At 69.3% G+C, this 21,542-nt stretch carries 19 protein-coding genes; 8 read left to right on the forward strand and 11 right to left on the reverse strand.

The window, feature by feature from the left end; genetic code table 11:
- The first annotated feature begins 13 nt into the window (after positions 1–13).
- The gene (locus OMW55_RS00895; protein WP_264880124.1) at positions 14–895 is read left to right on the forward strand and encodes an LOG family protein; all 882 of its coding nucleotides are present in this window, start codon (positions 14–16) and stop codon (positions 893–895) included.
- 438 nt (positions 896–1,333) lie between these two features.
- Here OMW55_RS00895 and OMW55_RS00900 read toward each other — a convergent pair whose 3' ends face one another.
- Genes OMW55_RS00900 through OMW55_RS00910 form a run of 3 tightly spaced genes read right to left on the reverse strand, consistent with a single transcriptional unit; the run spans position 1,334 to position 3,953 of the window.
- Positions 1,334–2,071, reverse strand: coding sequence for a c-type cytochrome (locus OMW55_RS00900; protein WP_264880125.1), 738 nt, complete (start codon positions 2,069–2,071; stop codon positions 1,334–1,336).
- Between the two features lie 39 nt (positions 2,072–2,110).
- Positions 2,111–2,989 (reverse strand): NAD(+) diphosphatase, encoded by an 879-nt coding sequence (gene nudC, locus OMW55_RS00905; protein ID WP_264880126.1) that lies wholly within the window; start codon positions 2,987–2,989, stop codon positions 2,111–2,113.
- Positions 2,958–3,953: an A/G-specific adenine glycosylase gene (locus OMW55_RS00910; protein WP_264880127.1), complete on the reverse strand. Its 996-nt coding sequence runs from the start codon at positions 3,951–3,953 to the stop codon at positions 2,958–2,960. Before OMW55_RS00910 ends, nudC begins: the two co-directional genes overlap by 32 nt.
- A 27-nt stretch (positions 3,954–3,980) precedes the next feature.
- Here OMW55_RS00910 and OMW55_RS00915 point away from each other — a divergent pair, with 27 nt between their 5' ends.
- From OMW55_RS00915 to OMW55_RS00935, 5 genes are all read left to right on the forward strand, one after another.
- Positions 3,981–4,535 carry a DUF721 domain-containing protein gene (locus tag OMW55_RS00915; RefSeq protein ID WP_264880128.1) on the forward strand — a complete coding sequence of 185 codons (555 nt, stop codon included), beginning with the start codon at positions 3,981–3,983 and terminating at the stop codon, positions 4,533–4,535.
- Positions 4,536–4,540: 5 nt separating this feature from the next.
- Positions 4,541–5,293 carry a DsbA family protein gene (locus tag OMW55_RS00920; RefSeq protein WP_264880129.1) on the forward strand — a complete coding sequence of 251 codons (753 nt, stop codon included), beginning with the start codon at positions 4,541–4,543 and terminating at the stop codon, positions 5,291–5,293.
- A gap of 24 nt (positions 5,294–5,317) precedes the next feature.
- The gene (smc, locus tag OMW55_RS00925) at positions 5,318–8,728 is read left to right on the forward strand and encodes a chromosome segregation protein SMC (RefSeq protein WP_264880130.1); all 3,411 of its coding nucleotides are present in this window, start codon (positions 5,318–5,320) and stop codon (positions 8,726–8,728) included.
- Positions 8,725–10,083, forward strand: a complete 1,359-nt coding sequence (locus OMW55_RS00930; protein ID WP_264880131.1) for a cytochrome P450 — start codon at positions 8,725–8,727, stop codon at positions 10,081–10,083. The genes smc and OMW55_RS00930 overlap by 4 nt, the downstream gene beginning before the upstream one ends.
- A gap of 119 nt (positions 10,084–10,202) precedes the next feature.
- Positions 10,203–12,329, forward strand: coding sequence for a TonB-dependent receptor (locus tag OMW55_RS00935; protein WP_264880132.1), 2,127 nt, complete (start codon positions 10,203–10,205; stop codon positions 12,327–12,329).
- Here the strand turns inward: OMW55_RS00935 and OMW55_RS00940 are convergent.
- On the reverse strand, positions 12,326–13,819 hold the full coding sequence (locus tag OMW55_RS00940; RefSeq protein WP_264880133.1) for a UdgX family uracil-DNA binding protein: 1,494 nt from the start codon (positions 13,817–13,819) through the stop codon (positions 12,326–12,328). The genes OMW55_RS00935 and OMW55_RS00940 overlap by 4 nt on opposite strands.
- Positions 13,820–13,887: 68 nt before the next feature.
- On the opposite strand from OMW55_RS00940, the gene OMW55_RS00945 reads away from it, so the two are divergent.
- Complete coding sequence (locus OMW55_RS00945) at positions 13,888–15,345, forward strand: glycoside hydrolase 5 family protein (protein ID WP_264880134.1); 1,458 nt, start codon at positions 13,888–13,890, stop codon at positions 15,343–15,345.
- Positions 15,346–15,357: 12 nt separating this feature from the next.
- Here the strand turns inward: OMW55_RS00945 and OMW55_RS00950 are convergent, their stop codons facing one another.
- The 4 genes from OMW55_RS00950 to OMW55_RS00965 form a co-directional block, all read right to left on the reverse strand.
- Positions 15,358–16,011, reverse strand: a complete 654-nt coding sequence (locus OMW55_RS00950) for an OmpW/AlkL family protein (protein ID WP_264880135.1) — start codon at positions 16,009–16,011, stop codon at positions 15,358–15,360.
- A gap of 77 nt (positions 16,012–16,088) precedes the next feature.
- A complete protein-coding gene (locus OMW55_RS00955) occupies positions 16,089–17,333 on the reverse strand; it encodes a putative DNA modification/repair radical SAM protein (protein WP_264880136.1) in 1,245 nt (414 codons plus the stop codon).
- 64 nt (positions 17,334–17,397) lie between these two features.
- Positions 17,398–18,201: a DUF1206 domain-containing protein gene (locus tag OMW55_RS00960; RefSeq protein WP_264880137.1), complete on the reverse strand. Its 804-nt coding sequence runs from the start codon at positions 18,199–18,201 to the stop codon at positions 17,398–17,400.
- A 41-nt stretch (positions 18,202–18,242) separates the two neighbouring features.
- Positions 18,243–19,058 (reverse strand): COG4705 family protein, encoded by an 816-nt coding sequence (locus tag OMW55_RS00965; protein ID WP_264880138.1) that lies wholly within the window; start codon positions 19,056–19,058, stop codon positions 18,243–18,245.
- Between the two features lie 73 nt (positions 19,059–19,131).
- Here OMW55_RS00965 and OMW55_RS00970 point away from each other — a divergent pair, with 73 nt between their 5' ends.
- Positions 19,132–20,031, forward strand: a complete 900-nt coding sequence (locus OMW55_RS00970) for an MBL fold metallo-hydrolase (protein WP_264880139.1) — start codon at positions 19,132–19,134, stop codon at positions 20,029–20,031.
- Positions 20,032–20,037: 6 nt separating this feature from the next.
- On the opposite strand, the gene OMW55_RS00975 is transcribed toward OMW55_RS00970, so the two are convergent.
- The 3 genes from OMW55_RS00975 to OMW55_RS00985 are packed head-to-tail and all read right to left on the reverse strand — an operon-like array spanning position 20,038 to position 21,529.
- Positions 20,038–20,436, reverse strand: a complete 399-nt coding sequence (locus tag OMW55_RS00975; protein ID WP_264880140.1) for a hypothetical protein — start codon at positions 20,434–20,436, stop codon at positions 20,038–20,040.
- Positions 20,437–20,489: 53 nt separating this feature from the next.
- Positions 20,490–21,062 carry a demethoxyubiquinone hydroxylase family protein gene (locus OMW55_RS00980; RefSeq protein WP_264880141.1) on the reverse strand — a complete coding sequence of 191 codons (573 nt, stop codon included), beginning with the start codon at positions 21,060–21,062 and terminating at the stop codon, positions 20,490–20,492.
- Positions 21,038–21,529 (reverse strand): disulfide bond formation protein B, encoded by a 492-nt coding sequence (locus OMW55_RS00985; RefSeq protein ID WP_264880142.1) that lies wholly within the window; start codon positions 21,527–21,529, stop codon positions 21,038–21,040. Before OMW55_RS00985 ends, OMW55_RS00980 begins: the two co-directional genes overlap by 25 nt.
- Between the last annotated feature and the right edge of the window lie 13 nt (positions 21,530–21,542).

Here is a 21,542-nt window from a genome sequence, read left to right on the forward strand (position 1 = left end):
GGCCGCGCCGCTTATGACTGATCCCGTACCCCCCAAGCGTATCTTTCCCGACGCCAAGGTCGACGCCGAAGCCGCGCAGCACATTCCGTCCTCGCCCCAAACCGAGGATCCCGCCTACCGGCTTGCGTTCCAGGACAATGAATTCCTGCTCCGTCCCGACCTACGTCCCGTTCGCTTCCAGCTTGAGCTGCTGAAGCCCGAACTGCTGCTCGACGAGCAGAAGATTGGGTCGACCTTCGTCTTCTACGGCTCGGCCCGTGTGCCGGAGCCGGCCAAGGCCGACGCCCTGCTCGCCGCCGCCCGCACCGACCAGCAGCGGGTTATCGCCGAGCGCCTGAAGGCCAAATCCCACTATTACGAGGTCGCCCGCCAACTCGCGCGCCTGTCCAGCCGCACCGATCCCGACGAGGACGGCAACCGCCACTTCGTCGTTTGCTCCGGCGGCGGTCCGAGCTTCATGGAAGCCGCTAATCGCGGCGCGGCCGACGAAGGCGCGGAATCGATCGGCCTCAACATCGTGCTCCCGCACGAGCAGCTGCCCAACCCTTACGTCACCCCGTCACTGAGCTTCCAGTTCCACTATTTCGCCCTGCGCAAGATGCACTTCCTCCTGCGCGCGCGCGCCGTGGCGGTGTTCCCGGGCGGCTTTGGCACCTTCGACGAGATGTTCGAACTGCTGACCCTGATCCAAACCGGCAAGGTCCGCCCACTGCCCATCCTGCTCTACGGCCGCGACTTCTGGAACCGCGTCGTCGATTTTGACGCACTGGTGGAGGAAGGCGTGATCTCCGAACGCGACCTCGACCTTATCACCTGGTGCGAGACGGCCGAGGAAGGCTGGGGCGCAGTGTGCGACCACTATGCCGCCGAGGAGCAGAAGGCCGCCGCCGAGTAATCAGCGCCGCGCCTGCATCGCCTCATGTTCGGCCCCGTAAGGCGGGACCGGCACCGCCGCGATCGCTTCCGCACCGCTTTGTCGTATAGGTCGGCGACGGTGCGGAAGCGGACGCTATTATTGCCCATGTCGAGTTCGAAGCCGGCGGCGGCGTAGGCTTCGCGAGAGCGGGCCGGCCGCTCCGGGTTCATCTACCGGCCGACTTGGTAGAGCGCTTGGTAGTTATTCTGCGCTGCCAAGCGGCCAGCCGCCACGGCTGCCCGTCGTAGGTCTGAAGTCTAGCGGGTCAGCGGATGGTCCAGGCGATTATCTTGCCCGGCCACAACGGCATGGCGCGCGCGACGCCCCGTTGACCAGTTCCAGGCATGGCCCAGTGCTCGGCTCGCAGCCTCGCGATAGAGGCGTCGGATGTCGGAGCGGGTGCGACCCCGCCCGCGCTTACCGCTCGCCGGCGCGCTGCGGCTGGTTGGCCTCGGGGCCGGTGACCTTGCTGGCACCTTCGCCGCGGACGTTCTTCATGCCGCCCTGCGCCGCAGTCTGCTCGTTCAGGATGGGCTCGTTCTCCGCCTTCTGCGCACCGGCGTCATCAGCCTCGGCCGCGGCCTTGTCCGCCGCCGCACCCGGCGTCGAGGCCGTTGCGGTATCTCCGGCGGCCGGAGCGGCCGGCATCGGCAGCGGCGCCGGGCTCTTGCTGTTGAGATAGGCGATCACGTTCGCCCGGTCCTGCGGATTGCTGAGCCCGGCGAAGGTCATCTTGGTGCCCGGTGCGAACTTCTTGGGACTGGTCAGCCACGCGCTGAGCGTCTCCCAATCCCAATTGCCACCCTTGCCGCTGAGCGCCGGCGACCAGGCGAAGCCGCGGCCCTGGCCGACCGGCTCACCCAGCACATGGTAGAGGTTGGGCCCGAGGCCGTTGGGCTGACCCGACTCCACCGTGTGGCAAGCCTGGCACTTCTTGAACACCTCGGCGCCCTTGCCCGCGTCGGCGCTGGCCAGGTAGAATGCGATCGGCTTTTCTGCTTCGGCGCCTGCCTCGGCAGCGACGCCCTCGATCGGATAGCCCATTTTCTCCGGCCGCTCGCCGCCGAAATACTCGCCCGCCACCAGTGAGCCGCCCAGGGCGACGATACCGGCGAACAGGACCCAGCCGGCGATGGTGTTGTTGCGGTCATTCATGACGGGTGCGTATCCGATAAAGAGTAGCGTGCCCGCCCTTTAGTCAGCGGAACCAGCCTCTTCAAGCCAGTGCGCCAGCAAGGTGTGGGCGATGGCGAAGGGCGGCGGAGGAAGGAAGGCCGCGCCTGGCGCGCCGGCGAGAGCAGCGGCAACCTCGTCCCGGGTGAACCAGCGGGCGTCGTCCAGTTCGGTCAAGTCCACGACCAGCTCGTCCGACAGCGCGGTGGCGGTGCAGCCGATCATCAGCGAGGACGGGAATGGCCACGGCTGGCTGGCGACATAGCGCACTTGCCTGACGGCGATGCCCGCCTCCTCGCCCAGCTCGCGGGTGACGGCCGCCTCGATCGTCTCGCCGACCTCGACAAAGCCGGCGAGCGCCGAATAGCGGCCCGGTGGATATTGCGGCTGGCGGCCGAGCAGCAGCCGGCCCTCGTACTCGGCCAGCATGATGACCACCGGATCGACCCGGGGGAAGTGCTCGGCGGCGCAGGCCGGGCAGCGCCGCGACCAGCCGCCGCGCACCAGCTCGCTTTCCTGCCCGCAGTTGGCGCAGAACCGATGGCGCCGGTGCCAGTTCGACAGCGACAGGGCGGCGGCGAACAGCGGCGCGTCGGTAGCGTCAAGGTAAGCGAGCGCGCCGAACCGTGCCCTGAGGTCGCCGTCCTCTTCGCTGAGCGCCGAGAAGCACGGCACCTCGCCCTCCACCCCCAGGAACAGGGCGGCGCTGCCCGGCTGCCAGGAAAGCTTGCCCGCCGGATCAAGCTCCGGCAGCCCGCCAGCCCAGGCGAGTTGCCGGGCACGTGTGTCTTCGGCCAAGCGGGCCAGCTCCTCCGGCCGCCCCCGCAACAGGTCGGAGCGGTCGATCCCCGGACCGGAGAAGAAAGCGTCAGGCGGCAAGTCGCCGCTCCCGTTCGGCATGAAGGGCGGCCTCGATCGCCCGGCGATAAAGGGTCGGCAGGCCGGCATCGGCCAGGTCCGCCAGCGGCTGCCACCAGCCGTCGCCAATCGGCTCGGCCACCCGCACGACCAGGAGGTCGAGGGTGAAGTGGGTGAAGCCGTGCCGGTGCACCGCGAGCGGATTGGCGGCGGGCCGCTCGTCGCTCCACTCCGGGCCCGGCAGCGCCGCCATGCCGCCGAGCAGTCCGGTCGCTGGGCGCCGCGTCAGCCAGACCTCGTCGTCGCGCCGTGCCCACCAGGCCAGCCCGAACCGGTGCGGCCGCACCTTCCTGGCCTTGGGCGCCGGGAACAGCTCGGGCGTACCCAGCGCCGCTGCCCGGCAATCCGCTCGCAACGGGCAGTAGGGGCAGGCCGGTGCCTTGGGCCGGCAGACCGTCGCGCCGAGGTCCATGCAGGCCTGCGCGAAGTCGCCGGCGTCGCCCACAGGCCACCAGGCGCCGGCCGCCGCGCGCACCTCCGTCCGGTCGGCCAGCCCGAACACCCGCGCGACCACGCGCTCCACATTCGTGTCGACCGGCACCGCATCCTCGCCGAACGCGATCGCGGCGATGGCCGCCGCCGTGTAGGCACCCAGCCCGGGCAACTTCCGCAGCTCCGCTTCGCTGCTCGGAAAGCCACCGCGCGCGACGATTGCACGAGCGCAGGCGATGAGGTTGCGGGCGCGAGCATAATAGCCGAGCCCCGCCCACTCGGCGAGAATCTGCTCGTCAGGCGCGGCGGCGAGCGTCTCGATCGTCGGCCAGCGCTCGATGAACCGGAGGAAGCGCGGGGTGACGGTCGCGACCGTCGTCTGCTGCAGCATCACTTCGCTCAGCCATACCCGGTACGGTTCCTGCCGCCCGCTACCTGGCGGTGCGCGCCACGGCAGCGCACGCGCGTGCTCTCGATAATGGTGGAGAAGTCGGCTCGCCGCCTTTGCGTGCATCCCGGCCCTATGGCATGACCCGCCGCAATGTCGAAGCGAAAGCCCAAGCCGAACGAGGAGGTCCGCCGCCAGAACCGCGCCCGCGCGGCCGGCGAGCTGGTCGGCGCCATCGGCGGGGTCGCGTTCAAGCGCTTCGGCTTCGTCCAGGGCGCCGTCGTCAGCCGCTGGCCCGAGATCGTTGGCGAGCGCTACGCCAAGGCGTCCGCGCCCGAATCCATCCGCTTCCCGGCCGGCAAGAAGGAAGGCGGTGCGCTGACCCTGGTGGTCGAGGGCGCCCATGCGCCGCTGATGCAGCACCTTGCGCCGACCATCATCGAGCGGGTCAACCGTTTCTTCGGCTATCAGGCGGTCGCCCGCATCCAGTTCCGTCAGGGCCGCCTGCCGCGCCCCGAGCCGCGTTCCAAACCGCAGGCCGCCCCGGCGCCCCGCGAACTCGGCCCTGGCCTGCGCGAGATCGCCGATCCGGAACTCAAGGCCGTACTGGAGTCGCTGGCCGGGCGGATCGCCGCCGCCGACGGCCCGCCGACCGTGGAACGGCCCACTCCCATTCCATCTCTCGTCAACCTTCCAAAGGTACGCTGACCACCATGAAGAGAATCGCACTCCTTGCTGCCGTGTCCCTGCTCGCCGCCTGCAACAACGGCGGCGGCAACAACAGCACCGCGGCGGACACCACGCCGATCACCCCGGTGGCGGCGCCGAACGGCGGCGACTGGACGCAGATGATCCGCCAGACGGCCGAGGGCGGCATGCTGATGGGCAATCCCGACGCCCCGGTGAAGGTGGTGGAGTTCAGCTCCATGACCTGCCCGCACTGCGCCCATTTCTCCGAGAACGGCGCGCCCAAGCTGGTCAACGACTATGTGAAGACGGGCAAGGTGTCGTTCGAGCTGCGCAACTTCGTCCGCGATCCGTTCGACATCACCATGGCGCTGATCGCCCGCTGCGCCGGCGCGACGCCGCAATATTTCACGATGACCGACGCGCTGTTCAAGAACCAGGGGGCGGCGTTCGAGAAGGTCCAGGCGATCCCAGCTGCGGAGCAGCAGCAGCTCGCCAACCTGCCGCCGGCGCAGCAGTTCGCGCGCTATGCGCAAGCCGCGGGATTGCAGGAGTTCGCGGCGCAGCGGGGGCTGCCGTCGGCGAAGACCAGCCAGTGCCTCGCCAACCAGCAGGAAACGGAGAAGCTGGTCCAGATGAACAGCGACGCCTCGTCCACCTACCAGCTGCAGGGCACGCCGACCTTCCTCATCAACAACAAGGTGGTCGACATGCCGGGCATCACCGAGGACCAGGTCTGGCCGACGCTGGAACAGAGGATCCGCGACGCGCTGTCCTGAGGAGGACGGCATGGGGGGTGAAGGGTGCGCTTTCGCCGGCTGAAACTCAGCGGCTTTAAGAGCTTCGTCGAACCGGCCGAGCTGCGCATCGAGCCGGGGCTGACCGGCATCGTCGGCCCCAACGGCTGCGGCAAGTCCAACCTCCTGGAAGCCATGCGCTGGGTGATGGGCGAGGGCAGTCCCAAGTCCCTGCGCGGCGGCGGCATGGAGGACGTGATCTTCGCCGGGACCGCCAGCCGGCCGGCGCGTGACTTCGCCGAAGTTTCGCTGCTGATCGAAGGTGACGGCGCCGAGGCTCGCGAGCGGGAGGTGACCCGCCGGATCGAGCGCGGGGCCGGCTCCGCCTACCGGCTGGACGGCCGCGACGTCCGCCAGAAGGACGTGGCGCTGCTGTTTGCCGACGCCGCCACCGGGGCGCACTCGCCGGCGCTGGTCAGCCAAGGGCGGATCGGCGCGATCATTGCCGCCAAGCCGGCCGAGCGCCGCCAGATGCTGGAGGAAGCGGCCGGCATCGCGGGCCTGCACGCACGGCGCAAGGATGCCGAGCAGAAGCTGCGCGCGACTGAGGCCAACCTGCAGCGGCTCGACGAATTGCTGAGCGACCAGGAAGCGCGGGTCGCCGCCTTGAAGCGCCAGGCGCGGGTAGCCGAGCGCTACCGCCAGCTGACCGATCGCATCCGGCTGGCCGAGGGGCGGCTGGTGTACCAGCGCTGGGCCGAGGCCGACCAGGCCGCCAAGGTGGCAGGCGAGGAGGCGCGAGCGGCGGGTGCCGACGTCGCGACGCTGCAGGCCAAGCTCACGGAGGCGCAGGAAGCGCAGGTCGCCGGCGCTGCCGAGGTCGCCCGGCGGCGCGGCGAGGCGGCCGACGCGCGCGAGCGGGCGCAGGGCTTGGCGCACCAGCTGGCAACCGCACGCGCACGGCTCGACACGGTCCGGCGCCGGCTGGCGGAGCTCGAGCGCTTGGGGATCCAGCTGGGCGCCGAGCAGGCCCGGGAGCAGGCGCTGCGCGAGGACGCAGCCAACGCCGAACGCTCACTCGGCGCCGAGCAGGACGCGATCGCCGCGCGGCTGGCGAACGGAGAGGCGGAGGCGGTGCGAGTCGCCGCGGCCCTGACCGAGGCGCAAGCGAAGGCGCGCGAGTCGGAGGCGGCGCTGGCCGGGCTGCTTGCGCGCGAGGCGGCGATGAAAGCGGAGCGGAACGTTGCGGAGGCCGCGCTGAACGCCGCCCGTTCGCATGCCGCGCGGATCGAGGCGGAAGCGCAGCGGCTGTCCGCCCAGCTCAGCGCACTTGGCGACGGTGCGGCCGAACGGCGCGCTCGCGATGCCGCGGGCGCGCAGCGCGCTGCCGCCGCAGCGGCGCAGCGGACAGCCGAGCAGGCGCTGGCCGATGCCGAGGCGCGCCGCAGCGAGGCGGCCGACCAGCGCGACGAGGCTGAGGCAGCCGTTGCCTCCGCGAGGGCGGCGCTCGCCGCAGCGCAGGCGGAGCAGGCGGCGCTGGCCCGCGCGCTGGCGAGCGGCGCCGGGCGCGGCGTGCTGGCGCAGGTGCGGGCGGCTCAGGGCTATGAGCGGGCGCTCGCCGCGGCCCTGGGCGACGACCTCGATGCGCCGGTGGCGCAGGAGGGCGGACGCTACTGGTCCGGGGCGCAGGTTGTCACGAGTGATCCGCCGTTGCCAAAGGGCGCCGAGTGCCTGGCCGACCATGTCGAGGCGCCGCCGGCGCTTGAGCGACGGTTGCGGCAGATCGCCGTTGTGGACGAGGACGGTGGTCAGTTGCTCGCCGTTGGGCAGCGGCTGGTCACCCGTGCCGGGCGGCTCCGGCGCTGGGACGGCTTTGTCGCCACCGGCAACGGCGCCGCCGCGGCGGAGCGGCTGGTCCGGCAGAATCGGCTGGCGGAGCTCGCGGGCCAGGTGGGTCCGCTGGGCGAACAGCTGACCAGCGCCGAGACCCGGCGGCAGGCGCTGGTGACCGCCATCGCCGACGCGCGCGCCGGGGCCGACAGGGCCCGAGAGGCAATCGCTGCGGCCGAGCGGCAGGCGCGGGAGGCGAGCCGGGCGGAAGACATGGCTGTCGCAGCCTTGGAGCGGCTGGCTGGCCAGCGCGCATTGCTGGAGGAGCGGATCGCCGAGACGGAGCCGGTGCGCGAGGCCGCCGGCGCCGCGGTGGCTCAGGCGGAGACGGCGCTCGCTGCCCTTCCTGACGCCAGCATGCTGGCCGGAAATATCGTCGGAGCGCGAGAGCAGGCCTCCGCCGACGGCGCCAGTGTGGCCGAACGCCGCGCGGAGCAGGCGACCCTGGCCCGGGCCGCCGCCGCCGATCGCGAGCGCCAGGCAGCGGCAGCGAAGGAGCAGCGCGCCTGGGCGGAACGGGCACTCGCCGCCGATGGGCGGATCGCCGACGCCGAGGACCGCGCGCGCGCCCTGGAGGAGGAACGCGCCGCACTCGCGAACCAGCCCGAGCTGCTGGAGGAGCAGCTGGGTACGCTCGAACAGGCCGGCCGCGACACGGAGGCCCTGGTCTCCGCTACCCTGGCCGCCGAGCGGGAAGCGGACGGCGCAATGGCCGCGCTGGGCCAGGCGTTCGCCCAGGCCAACGAAGCCATGGCCGCCGCGCGCGAGCGCCGGGCCGGAGCAGATGCACGGGCGGAGGCGCAGGTGGCGCGGCGGATCGAGTACGGCCGGGTCTGCGGCGAAAAGTTCGAATGCCCGCCGCCGCTGCTGCCCGGGCGGCTCGGCTTCGATCCGAGCCACCTCACGGACGCGGCCGAGGAGTCCGCCACGTTGGAGCGCCTGACCGCCGAACGCGAGCGGCTCGGCCCGGTCAATCTCGTAGCCGAGCAGGAACTGGCCGAGCTCGACGCCGCCCGCCTGCAGGGCGCAGCCGAGCGCGACGAATTGCGGGAGGCCATCAACCGCCTGCGCGGCTCGATCGGCAGCCTCAACCGCGAAGGTCGGGTCCGCCTGCTCGACGCCTACGAGCAGGTCGACCGCCATTTCCGCAGCCTGTTCACCACCCTGTTCGACGGCGGCCAGGCGCACCTGCAGCTCATTGACAGCGACGACCCGCTTGAGGCCGGCCTCGAGATCATGGCCCAGCCGCCGGGCAAACGCCTGACCGCCCTGACCCTGCTCAGCGGCGGCGAGCAGGCGCTCACCGCCGCCGCCCTGATCTTCGCGCTGTTCCTGACCAACCCGGCCCCGATCTGCGTGCTCGACGAAGTCGACGCGCCGCTCGACGACGCCAACGTGGAGCGCTTCTGCGACCTCCTCGTGCGGATGACGCAGGAAACCGACACCCGCTACTTGATCGTCACCCACAATGCGGTGACCATGAGCCGCATGCACCGCCTGTACGGCGTCACCATGGTCGAAAAAGGCGTCAGCCGGCTGGTCTCCGTCGACCTTGGCGGCGCCGAGACGTTGTTGGCGGCGGAATGACGAAACCGTTTGTCCCGACCCATCCACCGCGCGGCACCGGCCCGGTCGCCACCTGGCGCGGCTTCTTCGGCGAGCGTGCGCGGACCAGCGTCCACGGCTGGTCGGAGCGGATGTTCGAGCTGCCCTACTACCAGCGCGAGGTGCTCCGCTTCCGCATCCACGTGCTGCTCGACCCGCCGCTGATCGAGCATGTCGTCCTGACCAACCAGGCCAATTACCTCAAGCCGGGGTTGGCCAAGACCTTGTTGGGCCCGGTCATCGGCACCGGCCTGCTGACGGCGGACGGCACCCTGTGGCGCGAGCAGCGCAAGATCGTCGCGGCCAGTTTCTCGCCTGCTGCGGTGGAGAAGGTGCGACCCGTGTTCGGCGCGGCCTCGCGCACGGCAGTGGCCGAGTGGCGCAGTGGCGAGGTCCGCGACGTGGCGGTGGATGCGACCCGCGCCACCATGCTGATCATCGCCGAGACCTTGTTCAGCGCCGATCCCCGCCTGACCAGCGACGAAGCCCTGTGCCACATCGCGGCCGCGCTGGACGGCATTTCCGAACCGCGCCTGCAGGCGCTGCTTGGCCTCCCGATGGTGCCGCTGACTCCCAGGGCCCGGCGCGGCGCGGTTGGGCAGCGTTACCTGCGCGCCACGCTCAACCAGCTGGTCGACGAGCGGCTTGCTGCGGGCGCGGGCGGTGACGATTTCCTCGACACGCTGATCACTGCGTTGAGAGCCAAGTTCGCGCCCGAGGAGGCGCGCCGCCTGGCGATCGACAACGCCGCCACCTTCTACCTCGCCGGTCACGAGACCACGTCCAATGCGCTGGCCTGGACGCTCTACCTCCTGTCCGAGCAGCCGCACTGGCAGGACCGGCTGGCGGCGGAGGCGCAGGGCGCGCTCGGGTCGGCGGAGTGGGGCAGGGCGCCGGTGACCACCTTGCTGCCGCAGCTTCACACCGTGCTGCAGGAATCGCTTCGCCTGTATCCGCCCGCGCCCCGGTTCGACCGGCAGGCCGCCGGCGAAGACCTACTGCCCAACGGGGAGGCGGTCAGGCCGGGCGACATCGTCTCCATTTGGCCCTGGCTGCTGCATCGCAGCCGTCGCTTGTGGGACCAGCCGGACGTCTTCGACCCCGACCGGTTCGCCCCCGATCGCCCGAAGCCGGGCCGCTACCAATATCTTCCCTTCGGCGCCGGTCCACGCATCTGCGTCGGCGCCCAGTTCGCAACGGTGGAGGCCCTGACCATCCTCGCCCACTGGCTGGCCGAGTGGCGCTTTGTCGCGACCGGCCGCCGAGTCGAGGTCACCGGATTGGTGACCATGCGTCCCAAAGATGGGCTGCGCTTGCGGGTTGAACGACGCAGCTGATCATTCTCACTAGATTGATAATGATTCTCGATTACAGCAGCGCGACTGTTGCGAACGATTTGCATTAGCGGTAGCAAGTCCGCACAAGAAACGAGCAAATCGTTCAAGGGGAACTTGACTTGCGTACCTGCCTCCACGCGCTGCTTGGCGCCACGTCTCTCTGCACCCTGGCCGGTCCGGCCATGGCCGAGGAACTTGCCAATACGACGGCGGCGGCGGCGGCCGACACCGAGCAGCCGACGGTGACCGTCACCGGCCAGCGCGAAGAATATGGGGTTAAGTCGACCTCTACCGCGACCCGCACCAACACGCTGCTGCGAAACATCCCGCAGGCGATCTCCGTAGTGTCCGAGGCGCAGATCGAGGACCAGTCGCTGCGCTCGGTCGCCGACCTGCTGCTGTTCGTGCCGGGCGCCACGCCGGGCACGGGTGAGGCCAACCGCGATCAGCTGACCCTGCGCGGCAACAACACCACTGCCGACTTCTTCGTCGACGGCCTGCGCGACGACGCGCAATACTTCCGTGACTTTTACAACCTCGACCGGGTCGAGGTGCTCAAGGGCCCCAACGCCATGATCTTCGGCCGCGGCGGCGGTGGCGGCGTCATCAACCGGGTCACCAAGCGCCCCAGCTTCGGCAACCACCAGCAACTGATCATCAGCCGCGACAGCGAGGGCGGCACCCGCGGCACCGCCGACATCGACTTGCCCGTGGCGGGCGCGCTCGGCGTTCGGGTCAACAGCGTGTGGGAAAAGGCCGACAGCTTCCGCCAGCACAGCCAGATTAAGCGCTACGGCATCAACCCGACGGTCGGCTTCATGGCCGGTCCGGACACCCGGCTGGATCTGTCCTACGAGTACTTCCACGATCGCCGCACGGCCGATCGCGGCATCCCGTCCCGCTCGGACGGCAGCGCGCTGACCGTGGACAGCCCGCTGCGCGGCTACGACAGCACCTTCTTCGGCGACCCCGACCAGAGCTGGTCGGACGCCGACGTGCAGATCGCCAGCCTGGCCGCGGAGCACCGGTTCAGCGACGCGCTGACCATCCGGAACCGGACGCTGCTGGCCGACTATGACAAGTTCTACCAGAACGTGTTCCCAAGCACCGCGGTCACGCCGGCCGGCACCTTCACGCTGGGCGCGTACAATTCACGCAACGACCGCCGCAACCTGATCAGCCAGACCGACCTTGTCTGGACCGGCTCGATCGCCGGCATCGACCAAACATTGCTGGTGGGGTTCGAGGCCGCGCGCCAGAGCAGCCGCAACCAGCGGCTCACCGGCAGCATCGCGGGCGGCAACGTCGTGTCCGTCACCGATCCAACGGTGGAGCGGGTCGTCACCTACACCCGCTCTGCCAGCGACGCCGATAACCGGACCCGGGCCACGGTTGCGGCCGGCTATGTCCAGGCGCAGCTGCGGCCGTCCGACTTCATCGAGATCGTCGCCGGCCTCCGCTACGACCGGTTCAAGCTGACGGTCGACGACCAGCGCCCGACTGTCGCCACCCGCAGCCGGTCGGACAGCCTCCTGTCGCCGCGCCTCGGCCTGGTGTTAAAGCCGCGCGACAACCTGTCCTTCTACGGCAGCTATTCGCGCTCCTACCTGCCGCAATCGGGCGACCAGTTCAGCGGCCTGACCCAGGCCACCGAGGCGCTCAAGCCCGAGCGCTTCGACAACCTCGAAGTCGGCGGCAAGTGGGAGCCGGGCCGCGGCCTTCTCGCCACGGTGGCGCTGTACCGGCTCGATCGCAGCAACACGCAGGCGGCCAATCCCAATCCGCTGCTGCCGCCGCTCCTCACTGGTGGCACCCGCACCCGCGGCCTGGAGATCGGCCTGGAACGCAGCATTGGCGCGCGCTGGCAGGTCTCGGCCGGCTACGCTCTGCAGCATTCCGAGATCCGCCGCACCACCACCGCCGCGCCGGCCGGCCGCAAGGTCGCGCTGGTTCCGAGGCATGCGCTGTCGCTGTGGAGCAAGTACCAGGTCAGCAAGCCTTTCGCGGCCGGCTTGGGGCTGCTGGCCCGCTCCAAGAGCTATGCGTCGATCAGCAACACGGTTGAACTGCCGGGCTACACCCGCCTGGACGGTGCGCTCTACTACAAGCTGGCGCCCGGCATCGAAGCCCAGCTCAATGTCGAGAACCTGACCGGCAGGGACTATTTTCCGACGGCGCACAGCGACAACAACATCGCTCCGGGCGCACCGCGTACGGCGCGGCTGACGCTTCGGGCCGACTTCTAGCCGCCAAGTTCTTCCGAGCGGGCGCGGATGCGGCGGAGGTCCTCGACGAACCGCGCCCGCTCCTCGGCCCGGCGGTCCTCCTCGGGGATACGCAGCAGGAAGCTCGGGTGCACCGTTATCCAGCACTCGCTCCCGTCGGCCAACGTAAGCGGCGCCTCGCGCGCCCGGCTGATGGTCACCGTCTTGCCGGTCAGCGAGCGGGCGGCGGTGGCGCCCAGCGCCACGGTCAGCGGCGGGCGGATAAGCGCGCGTTCCTGCTCCTGCCACCAGCGGCAGGCCTCGATCTCGCCGGCGTCCGGTTTTGAGTGGATGCGCTTTTTGCCGCGCGCCACGAACTTGAAGTGCTTAACGGCATTCGTCACGTAGGTCTGGGTGCGGTCGATCCCGGCCTTCTCCAGCGCCGCGTCGAAGAGCTGGCCCGCCGGGCCGATGAACGGCCGTCCCGCCAGATCCTCCTGGTCGCCCGGCTGCTCGCCGACAAAAAAGATTCGCGGGTTCAGCGGGCCTTCGCCGAACACCGTCTGCGTGCCGCACTTGTACAGGTCGCAGCGGGTGCACTGCCGCGCCTCGGCCAGCAGCCCTTCCCAACTCGCGCGCAGGTTGCCACCCGGCTCCAGCTGCCGCTCGGCCGCGACCGCCGCCTCTCGCCCCTGGCTTGCCGCCGACCGTTCGATCATTTCCAGCTCCCGTGCCCGCGCGCCCGCGATCAGCGGCGCAACCAGCGCCGTTTCCGGCATGTTGCGCCAGTACTTCTTGGGCATCTCCTTGAGCATCGCCCCGATCTTGAGCCGCGCGGGGTTGAAGATGCTCGCGTAATAGGTCCGCCAGGTCTCCTCCAACGGGTCGCCGTCGGGCGCATCGGCGCGGGTGGCGCCCGGCCCCTCCGTCAGCGTCTCGCCGTCCCAGTGGATCGACAGCTCCGGGGTCAGGATCGACCAGCGCATGTTGGCGAAGCGCCGCACGAAGAAGCCGGCTTCGCGCCGCACGATATGATGCTCGGGTTCGAAGAAGGCGACGAAGCGCGTCAATTCGCCTTCTGGCACTTCGCGAAAGCGGACGAACGCATGCATCTTGTGAGCGTCGCGCCGCACCTCCTTGGCCAGCCGCTCCAGCCGGTCGACCAGCGAGTCGGCGCGATCCTCCAGCGCGTGGCGATCGCCCTTCAGTTTCCACAGCATCGCATAGAGCAGCGCGAACCGCTGCGGCTCCCTGTGGCAGACCACCGCCTTGGCGACATCGATGAACGGCTTGGGTACCGAGAACAGCGGCGAGCCGGGCGCACCGGCGGGCGGCGGCGTGCCGTGCGCCCCGAACAGCTCGCCGTCGTCGCCAGCGACCTGCCACACCACGCTCGTCGGCGAGACGCCGGCACCGATCAGGTCTCGCGCCGCATCACGCCACCCGTCAAGATCGTCCGGTTGATCAAGCACGATCTTGAGCGAATCCGGCAATACGGCGGCTCCGCCGTGACGCCCATTTGCATCGCTCATGCAAATAATTCGCGTTTGGTTTGAAGGGACTGGCACCGTTCATCTGCCACCCTTAAGTGCGCGCCGCCATGTACCTTCCTTCCGGCGCGTTCTCGCCTTTTCCGCTCTCCGCTGACACCCTGCCGCTGCCTTGGATCAAGGTCGCGCCGGGTGCCCCCTACTTCGTCGACGAGCATGGCGAGGCATGGACCCCGATCGGCCAGAATGACGCGATCAGCTGGCCGGAACTGGAAGGCCTGTTCCGCCGCCGCGACCTCGCAGGCGTCGAGCGCCACCTGCGCTGGCTCAAGGCGCATGGCGTCAACTGCCTCCGCCTGATGCTGGAATATGCGCAGGTCCGTCATCGCTACTTCGAACGGCCGGCGGGTCGTTTCGTGCCCGCCATGGTGCAGCTGTGGGATGACCTGTTCGCGATGTGCGAGCGGCTCGACATGCGCATCCTGCTGACCCCCGTCGACACCTTCTGGATGTGGCGGCACTGGAAGCACCTGCCTTGGAACCAGGCCAACGGCGGACCGCTTCGCCACATGAGCGAGGTGCTGACCTGCCCGGCGACCCGCCAGGCGATCAAGGACCGCTTCGAGTTCGTCATTCGCCGCTGGGGCGGCTCGGGCGTGCTGTTCGCCTGGGACCTGTGGAACGAGATCCACCCGGCGCAGGGTGGCGAGCAGGTCGATTGCTGGGAAGAGTTCGTCCATGACATCTCGACCCACGTTCGGGGTCTCGAGACCCAGCTCTACGGCCGCTCGCACCCGCAGACGATCTCGATCTTCGGGCCCGAATTGCTGCTGCAACCGCACCATGCGCCGGCCATGAAGGAAACGCTGTTCCGCCACCCGGACCTGGATTTCGCGTCCATCCACATCTACGCCACCGGCCCGATCGACAATCCCAAGGACACGGTGCTGCCGGCGCTCAAGATGGGCGAGATCGTCGCCGAGAGCCTGGCGGAGATCCGCGATCGCCGGCCGTTCCTCGATAGCGAGCACGGGCCGATCTACAACTTCATCAACAAGAAGAAGACCCTGCCGGAGCCGTTCGACGACGAGTATTTCCGGCACATGTCCTGGGCCCACCTGGCGTCCGGCGGCGCCGGCGGCGGCATGCGCTGGCCCAATCGCCACCCGCACACGCTGACCTCCGGCATGCGCCGAGCGCAGCGCGCGATGGCCGACTTCCTGCACGCGATCGACTGGACCAGCTTCGGGCGGCGCAACCTGTCAGGCCAGGTCAAGGCGCGCCACGTCCATGCCCTTGCCTGCGGCGATGAGCGCCAGGCGCTGGTCTGGCTGGTCCGGCGGGACTCCATCGGCAGCGACGGCCGCCTGCGCCGCGACGCCGTGCCGGTCGAGACCAGCTTCACCGTCCCCGGCCTGGCCGAAGGCCGCTACCGCGTGCGCGGCTGGGACACGGAGCGGGGCGAGGCGGTCGAGGACTTCACCGCGACGACGGACGGCAGCGGCAACTTGTTTGTCGCCACCGCCGCCTTCGTCACCGATCGGGCTTTCGCCATCACCCCAGCTTAACTGCGACCCGCGTCAGAAGCGGGTGCCGATCCCGACTCCCAGCACCAGCGGGTCGAGGTGCACCCGCACCCGCTGCACGCCGGCGGCCGTGGTCGACAGCCGGGCGGTCGTGTCCATGTCGATCCACTTGGCGTCGACGTTGAGGAACAGGTTGCGGCCGAGATCGAAATCCGCGCCGGCCTGCACCGACGGACCAAAGCTGTTCTTCAGGCGAACCCTTGTCTTGCCCACGGCGGCCTCGAGTCCGCCGCTCGCATCCTCGTTGTAAAAGATGGTGTAGTTGACGCCCACGCCGACATACGGCCGCACCTTGGCCGACGGCGCAAAATGATACTGCGCGGTGAGCGTCGGCGGCAGGACCCAGCTGGACGCCAGCTTGCCGATGCTGCCCGTGGTGCCGCTCTTGCCCGACACCTTGTGCTTGGTGGTCGCGGCGATCAGCTCCAAGCCGATGTTGTTCGTGACCATGTAGGTCGCGTCCACCTCCGGCGCCCAGTAATTGCTGACCTTCACTTCCTCGTTCGGGAAGGCGGGCGTGATGCCGCTGGACTTTTCCTGCGGCGCGACGACGATCGCGCGGGCCCGCAGGATCACGTCGCCCGCTTCGGCATGGGCAGGCTGGGCTGCCAGCGCCGCCACCGACAACAACAGATATTTGTTCATCATTTCCCCCGATCCGTTTGGTCGTGATCGGGGGCCGGATATTGGCACGGCTGCGCAACGGCTTTGATCCAGCGCAAAGCTCAGCCGGTGAACAATTCCAGTTGCTTCTGCTTGGGCGCCAGCATGGTCCGCAGATCCGCGCGGTCGGTCAGCATGGTCGGGCGCCAATCCGCGGTTACGATGAACGGCCGCACCTTGGCGATGCTCACCGTCAGCCGCGCCACGTCGTCGAGCGTAAAGCGGCGGAACCGGCGCGACCGGATGATCCGATCGACGGCCTTGGTGCCGAGACCAGGAATGCGCAGCAATTGCTCCTTGCCCGCGCGGTTGACGTCGACCGGAAAGTGCTCGCGAAACTTCAGCGCCCAGGCGAGCTTCGGGTCGATGTCGAGCGGCAGCATGCCGGTCGGATCGGCGGCCTGCTGCACCTCCGCCGGCTTGAATCCATAGAAGCGCATCAGCCAGTCCGACTGGTACAAACGGTGCTCGCGCATCAAAGGGGGGCGCTGCAGCGGCAGGACGGCGCTGGCGTCGGGAATGGGCGAGAAAGCCGAGTAATAGACGCGGCGCAGGCCGAAGCGGTCGTACAGGGTCGAAGCCTTGCCGACGATGTCGCTGTCCGTCGCCGCATCCGCTCCCACGATCATCTGCGTCGACTGACCGGCCGGAGCGAAGCTGGGCGCGGACTTGTACTTCCGCTTGGCATCACGCCCGTCCTCGATCGCGCCCTTCATGTCGCGCATCGCGCCCTCGATCTGCGGCGCGCTCTTTTCCGGCGCGAGCTGCTTCAGCCCTGGCTCGGTCGGCAGTTCCACATTGATCGACACGCGGTCGGCATGGAGGCCCGCCTGGCGCACCAGCTCCGGGTCGGCGTCGGGGATGGTCTTGAGGTGGATGTAGCCGCGAAAATCATGGTCCTCGCGCAGGCTCCGCGCCACCTCGACCAGCTGCTCCATCGTATAATTGGACGAGCGAATGATGCCCGAGGAGAGGAACAGTCCCTCGATGTAGTTACGCTTGTAGAAAGCGAGGGTGAGCTTCACCACCTCCTCGGCCGTGAACCGGGCCCGGCGCACGTTGGAGCTCTTGCGGTTGATGCAGTAGTGGCAATCGAAGATGCAGCTGTTGGTCAGCAGGATCTTCAGCAGCGAAATGCAGCGTCCATCCGGAGCATAGGCGTGGCAGATGCCCATGCCCTCGCTGGAGCCCATCCCCTTGCCGTCGCGGCTGTCGCGCTTGGTCGTGCCCGACGATGCGCAGCTCGCATCATATTTTGCCGCGTCCGCGAGGATCGCCAGCTTTTCGCGGGTGTCGAGCTGCGCCATTCGTTCGATATATGTTCACGTGGCGCTGCGGGCAAGCTTTTACCGGTGATTTCCGGCGCTTAGGTCACACCGGCAGCTTGGCTCGGGCCTGCCGCGCCATGCCTTCGACCGGTACGTCATGGATCACGCGATACCGGGCCTCGACCAGGCTGAAGATACCGAACAGGGCCAGGCCCAGCGCCACGATCGTGTCCCACGGCGACGTCAGCCAGGCCAGCGCCTCCTGCATGCCGCCAGCCCGCGATGCCTGTTCGGCAAAGCCTGCGCGAAGCAGGAAATAGCCCGTGATCAGGAACACCAGCCCGCGCGCCGCATAGCCGCCGCGACCGGTCCACTTCACCCACTCCTTGCGCGCGACCCGCCCGTCCAGCGACTGGCAGAACTTCAGGGTGTAGGTCTGCACGAGTTGCGCAATGCCGACTCCCAGCAGCACCAGTCCGCCGACAATCAGCAGCAGCTGGCCGCCCGGCAGGTGCAGCGCCGTTTCCGCGCCCTGCTCGGCTCCATTGCCGTTGCTCTGGGCGGCGCCGCGGAGCAGGCGGACGGCCTGCCACGCCAGGAACAGGTGGACGATCCCGCTCGCGCCCGCGCCGATGCGCTCGCCCAGTCCCTTCCGGCCCGCCTCGTGCCGCTCGATGTTGAACGCCGCGTCGCTCAGCCGCCAGACGCCGTAGGCGACGAAGCCGGCCGTGATCAGCACCAGCAGCCACCAGCCGGCGCCGCTCGCGAGATAGCCAAGCGCACCCGCGGGATCTTCCGTCCGGCCAGCGGTGAGCACCAGATAAGCGATGACCAGGTACAGCAACCCACGCGCGGCAAAGCCCAGGCGCGCCAGGGTCGTCAGTGTCGCGCTGGGATCGGTGGCCATCGAGTAATTCCTCCTGCTCGCTCGATAACCACGGCCAGCTTCTATTCGTTCCGACCGCGTTCCGGCCTGGCCGGATGCCCGCCCGGCCGCTGCGGCAGCAGCCACAGCAGCAGGACGATCAGCACCAGCAGGATGACGGACGCCAGCGGCCGGCTGACCTCCAGGCCACCGCTGGCGACCGGCTTGTCGAGGAAGTCGCCGATTGTGGCGCCGAGCGGGCGGGTGAGGATGAAGGCCGCCCAGAACAGGCCGGCGCGCGACAGCCGCGTCGTAAACCACAGCGCCGCCACCGCCACGATCGCCATGCCGAAGATCAGCGCGCCGCCGCCATAACCCGGACCACTGTCGGCCACCCAATCGCCCAGCGCCGTGCCGAGCGTCTGCGAGAGGGTGATCGTCACCCAGTAGAACAGTTCCTGACGCGGGCTCTCGATGTCGTCGCTTGCGATGCGACCGAGCGCCAACCGCCACGCGCCCAGGCTGGCCAGCACCAAACCGAGCAGCAGCAGCGAGCCGCCGGGATAGCCGATGCCGAGCGAGCGGGTGGCGAAATCGGCCAGCGTCGTCCCGAAGGTGGTCGAGGCGATGATCGCCGCCCAATAGAGCGCCGGGTGAAACCCCCGGGCACGGACCTGCGCCGCGACCAGCAGCAGCAGCGGCAAGCCGAAGATCAGCGTGCCGACCAAGTAACCGCTGACCGCTGCCTCGCTCGCTTCGGGCGTTGTTTCGCCCAGCCAAGTCATGGTCACCGTGTCGCCGGCCGTCTCGCCCAGCGTCGTCGCCAAAATCTTCACCAGCCAGAAGCCGAAGGTCAGCGCCGGAACCTTCGACAGGCGCTCCGGTGATTGGTGATCCATGAGCTGCCCCCCGCAACTTTGTGCCCGCGCAAACGCTTGCTTGCGCACCACCATGGCTGACGGGAGCGGATGCGTGAAGGTCCATCACCTCAATTGCGGAACCTGCTGCCCGTGGGGCGGCCGGCTGTTCGACGGCGAGAGCCACGGCCTGCTGCATGGCCACATCGTCTGCCACTGCCTGCTGCTCGAAACCGACCGCGGGCTGGTGCTGGTCGACACCGGCTACGGACACCGGCAGCTGGAGCGCCGGCGCCTGTCCAAGTTCTTCACCTTCCTCAACCAGCCGCAGTTGCTCGAGGGCGAAACCGCCGTCGCCCAGGTGCGTCGGCTAGGCTTCGACCCGGCCGACGTGCGCCACATCGTCATTACCCATCTCGACTTCGACCATGCCGGCGGCATCGAGGACTTCCCCAACGCCACCGTCCACCTCACCGCGCGCGAGAAGGAGGTGGCGGAGGCGGGCGCGGGCGGCGCGTTCGTCGGCACCCGGCGCTACCGGCCGCAGCAATGGGACGAGGTCGACAAGTGGGCGCTCTACCCGCTCGGCCGGGGTGAGCCGTGGCTCGGCTTCGACTGCGTCCGCGACCTCGAAGGCCTGCCGCCCGAGATCCTGCTGGTGCCGCTGGTCGGCCACACCTGGGGCCATTCGGGGGTGGCGATCGATACCGGCAACGGCTGGCTGTTCTACGCCGGCGACGCCTACTTCCACCATGGCGAGATCGGTCGGCGCGACCGCCGCTGCCCGCCCGGCATGCGCTTCTACCAGGACATGATGGAGGTCGATCGCGCGGCGCGCGTGACCAACCAGAAGAAGCTTCGGCAATTGTCGCTGGAGCGCGCCGGCGAGGTCGAGATCTTCTGCGCCCACGACCGGGCCGAGTTCGACCAGTTCGCCACCGCCGCGCCCGACGCCGACCGCCCGCTCATGCGCTGGCGCGAACGCCGCGCGCCGGAGCGGACGTTCGCCGGCTAGGCCCGCCTAGCGCGGAACGGTGTTCTCCGTCTCGCTTTCGCGGGTCTCGGCATAGGCCTGGTCGATGATTCGCTGCAGGCAGCCGCTCTGGCCCGACGGCCCAACCGCGTCACAGGTGTTGACGCCGCGACGGGTCGCGATCTCGAAGCTGCGGGCGCGGTTGGCCCAGGCCTGCCGGCTCTGCAGCGCGCCGCCGGTGCGCAGGCGCTCGGGGATGCGGAACCGCTCGCTGTCGGGCTTGCGAGCGCAGACCACCACTTCGCTGTCGGTCGAGCGCGGGCAGGGGTCGTTCCCGAACACCTCGATATAGGCCTGGCCTTCGCGGCTCTGCGCCTGTGCGGGCGACAGGCTGGCGACGGTCGCGGCTCCGGCCAGCGCGGCGGCGGCGAGGATCGGCTTCAACATGATACTTCCTTTCACTGCGCCACAACGGCCGAGCCGCCGCGGCGTATCCCGATTCAGATGCGCTTGGAGACCTGGATCGCCGCCCGGCAGATGCCGCGGATGGCGAAGGTCAGCAGCGGGTAGGCGGGCGCATTCATCGCCCCGGCCTCGCGCGCCGTGTCGCGATGCTCGAGCTCCTCGGCCTGGAACTGCCGGATGTCGGCCGCGAGTTCCGGATCATCCTCGCCCAGCGCCACCAGCTGTTCCTCGTAATGGCGGTCGATCTCGGTCTCCACCGCATCGGTGCAGGCCATCGCCGCTTCCTCGGAGATGAGCGCGGTCACCGCGCCCAGCGCGAACCCGCCGACATGCCACAGCGGTTGCAGCAGGGTCGGCCGAACGCGCCGCTCGGCCATCAGATGATTGAAGCGCGCAAGGTGTCGATCTTCCTGGCCCGCCATGTGAGTGACAAGGTGGGCGGCGGGCGACGACCCGCGCAGCACCGCCAGCTGACCCGCATAGATGCGCGTCGCGCCATATTCGCCGGCCTGGTCGACCCGCAGCATGGACTCGGTGTCCACCCGCCGGTCGCCCGGCCGCCAGCGCTTCACGGGCGCGTTGCTCAGCGGTGCTTCAGCGTCAGCCATGCGATCGCTCCTGCCGCTGAAGGGGAGATGATGGCGTTCCATGCGGCCATGGACAGGCCGAGGAAGCTCCACTGCACCTGGTCGCAGCGGATCAGCGGCGTGTTGAGGATGTCCTGCAGCGTCCGCGCGCCCGTTGCCGTGCAGGTGGTGAAGCCTTCCCACCAACCCGCCTCGACGCCCGCATGGAACAGCCCGATCGCGCCCGACGCTCCGATGCCGAGCGCGGCCAGCAGCACCATAGGCCGTCGCGCGCCAGTCAGGACCAGCGCCAGCGTGGCGAAGCTCAGCCCCGCCCAATGGGCATAGCGCTGCCAGTAGCACATCTCGCACGGATGCAGCCCACCAAGGTACTGCGAGCCGAGCGCTCCGGCCAGCAACGCGCCCGGCACCAGCAGCGCCAGCCACAGCGCACGGGTCAGCCGGCGATCCTGCCCGACCGTTCCAACACTGCCAGTCCTGGCGTCCACCTCGCGTTCGTCC

Source organism: Sphingomonas arvum, from assembly GCF_026013565.1.
GTDB lineage: Bacteria > Pseudomonadota > Alphaproteobacteria > Sphingomonadales > Sphingomonadaceae > Sphingomicrobium > Sphingomicrobium arvum.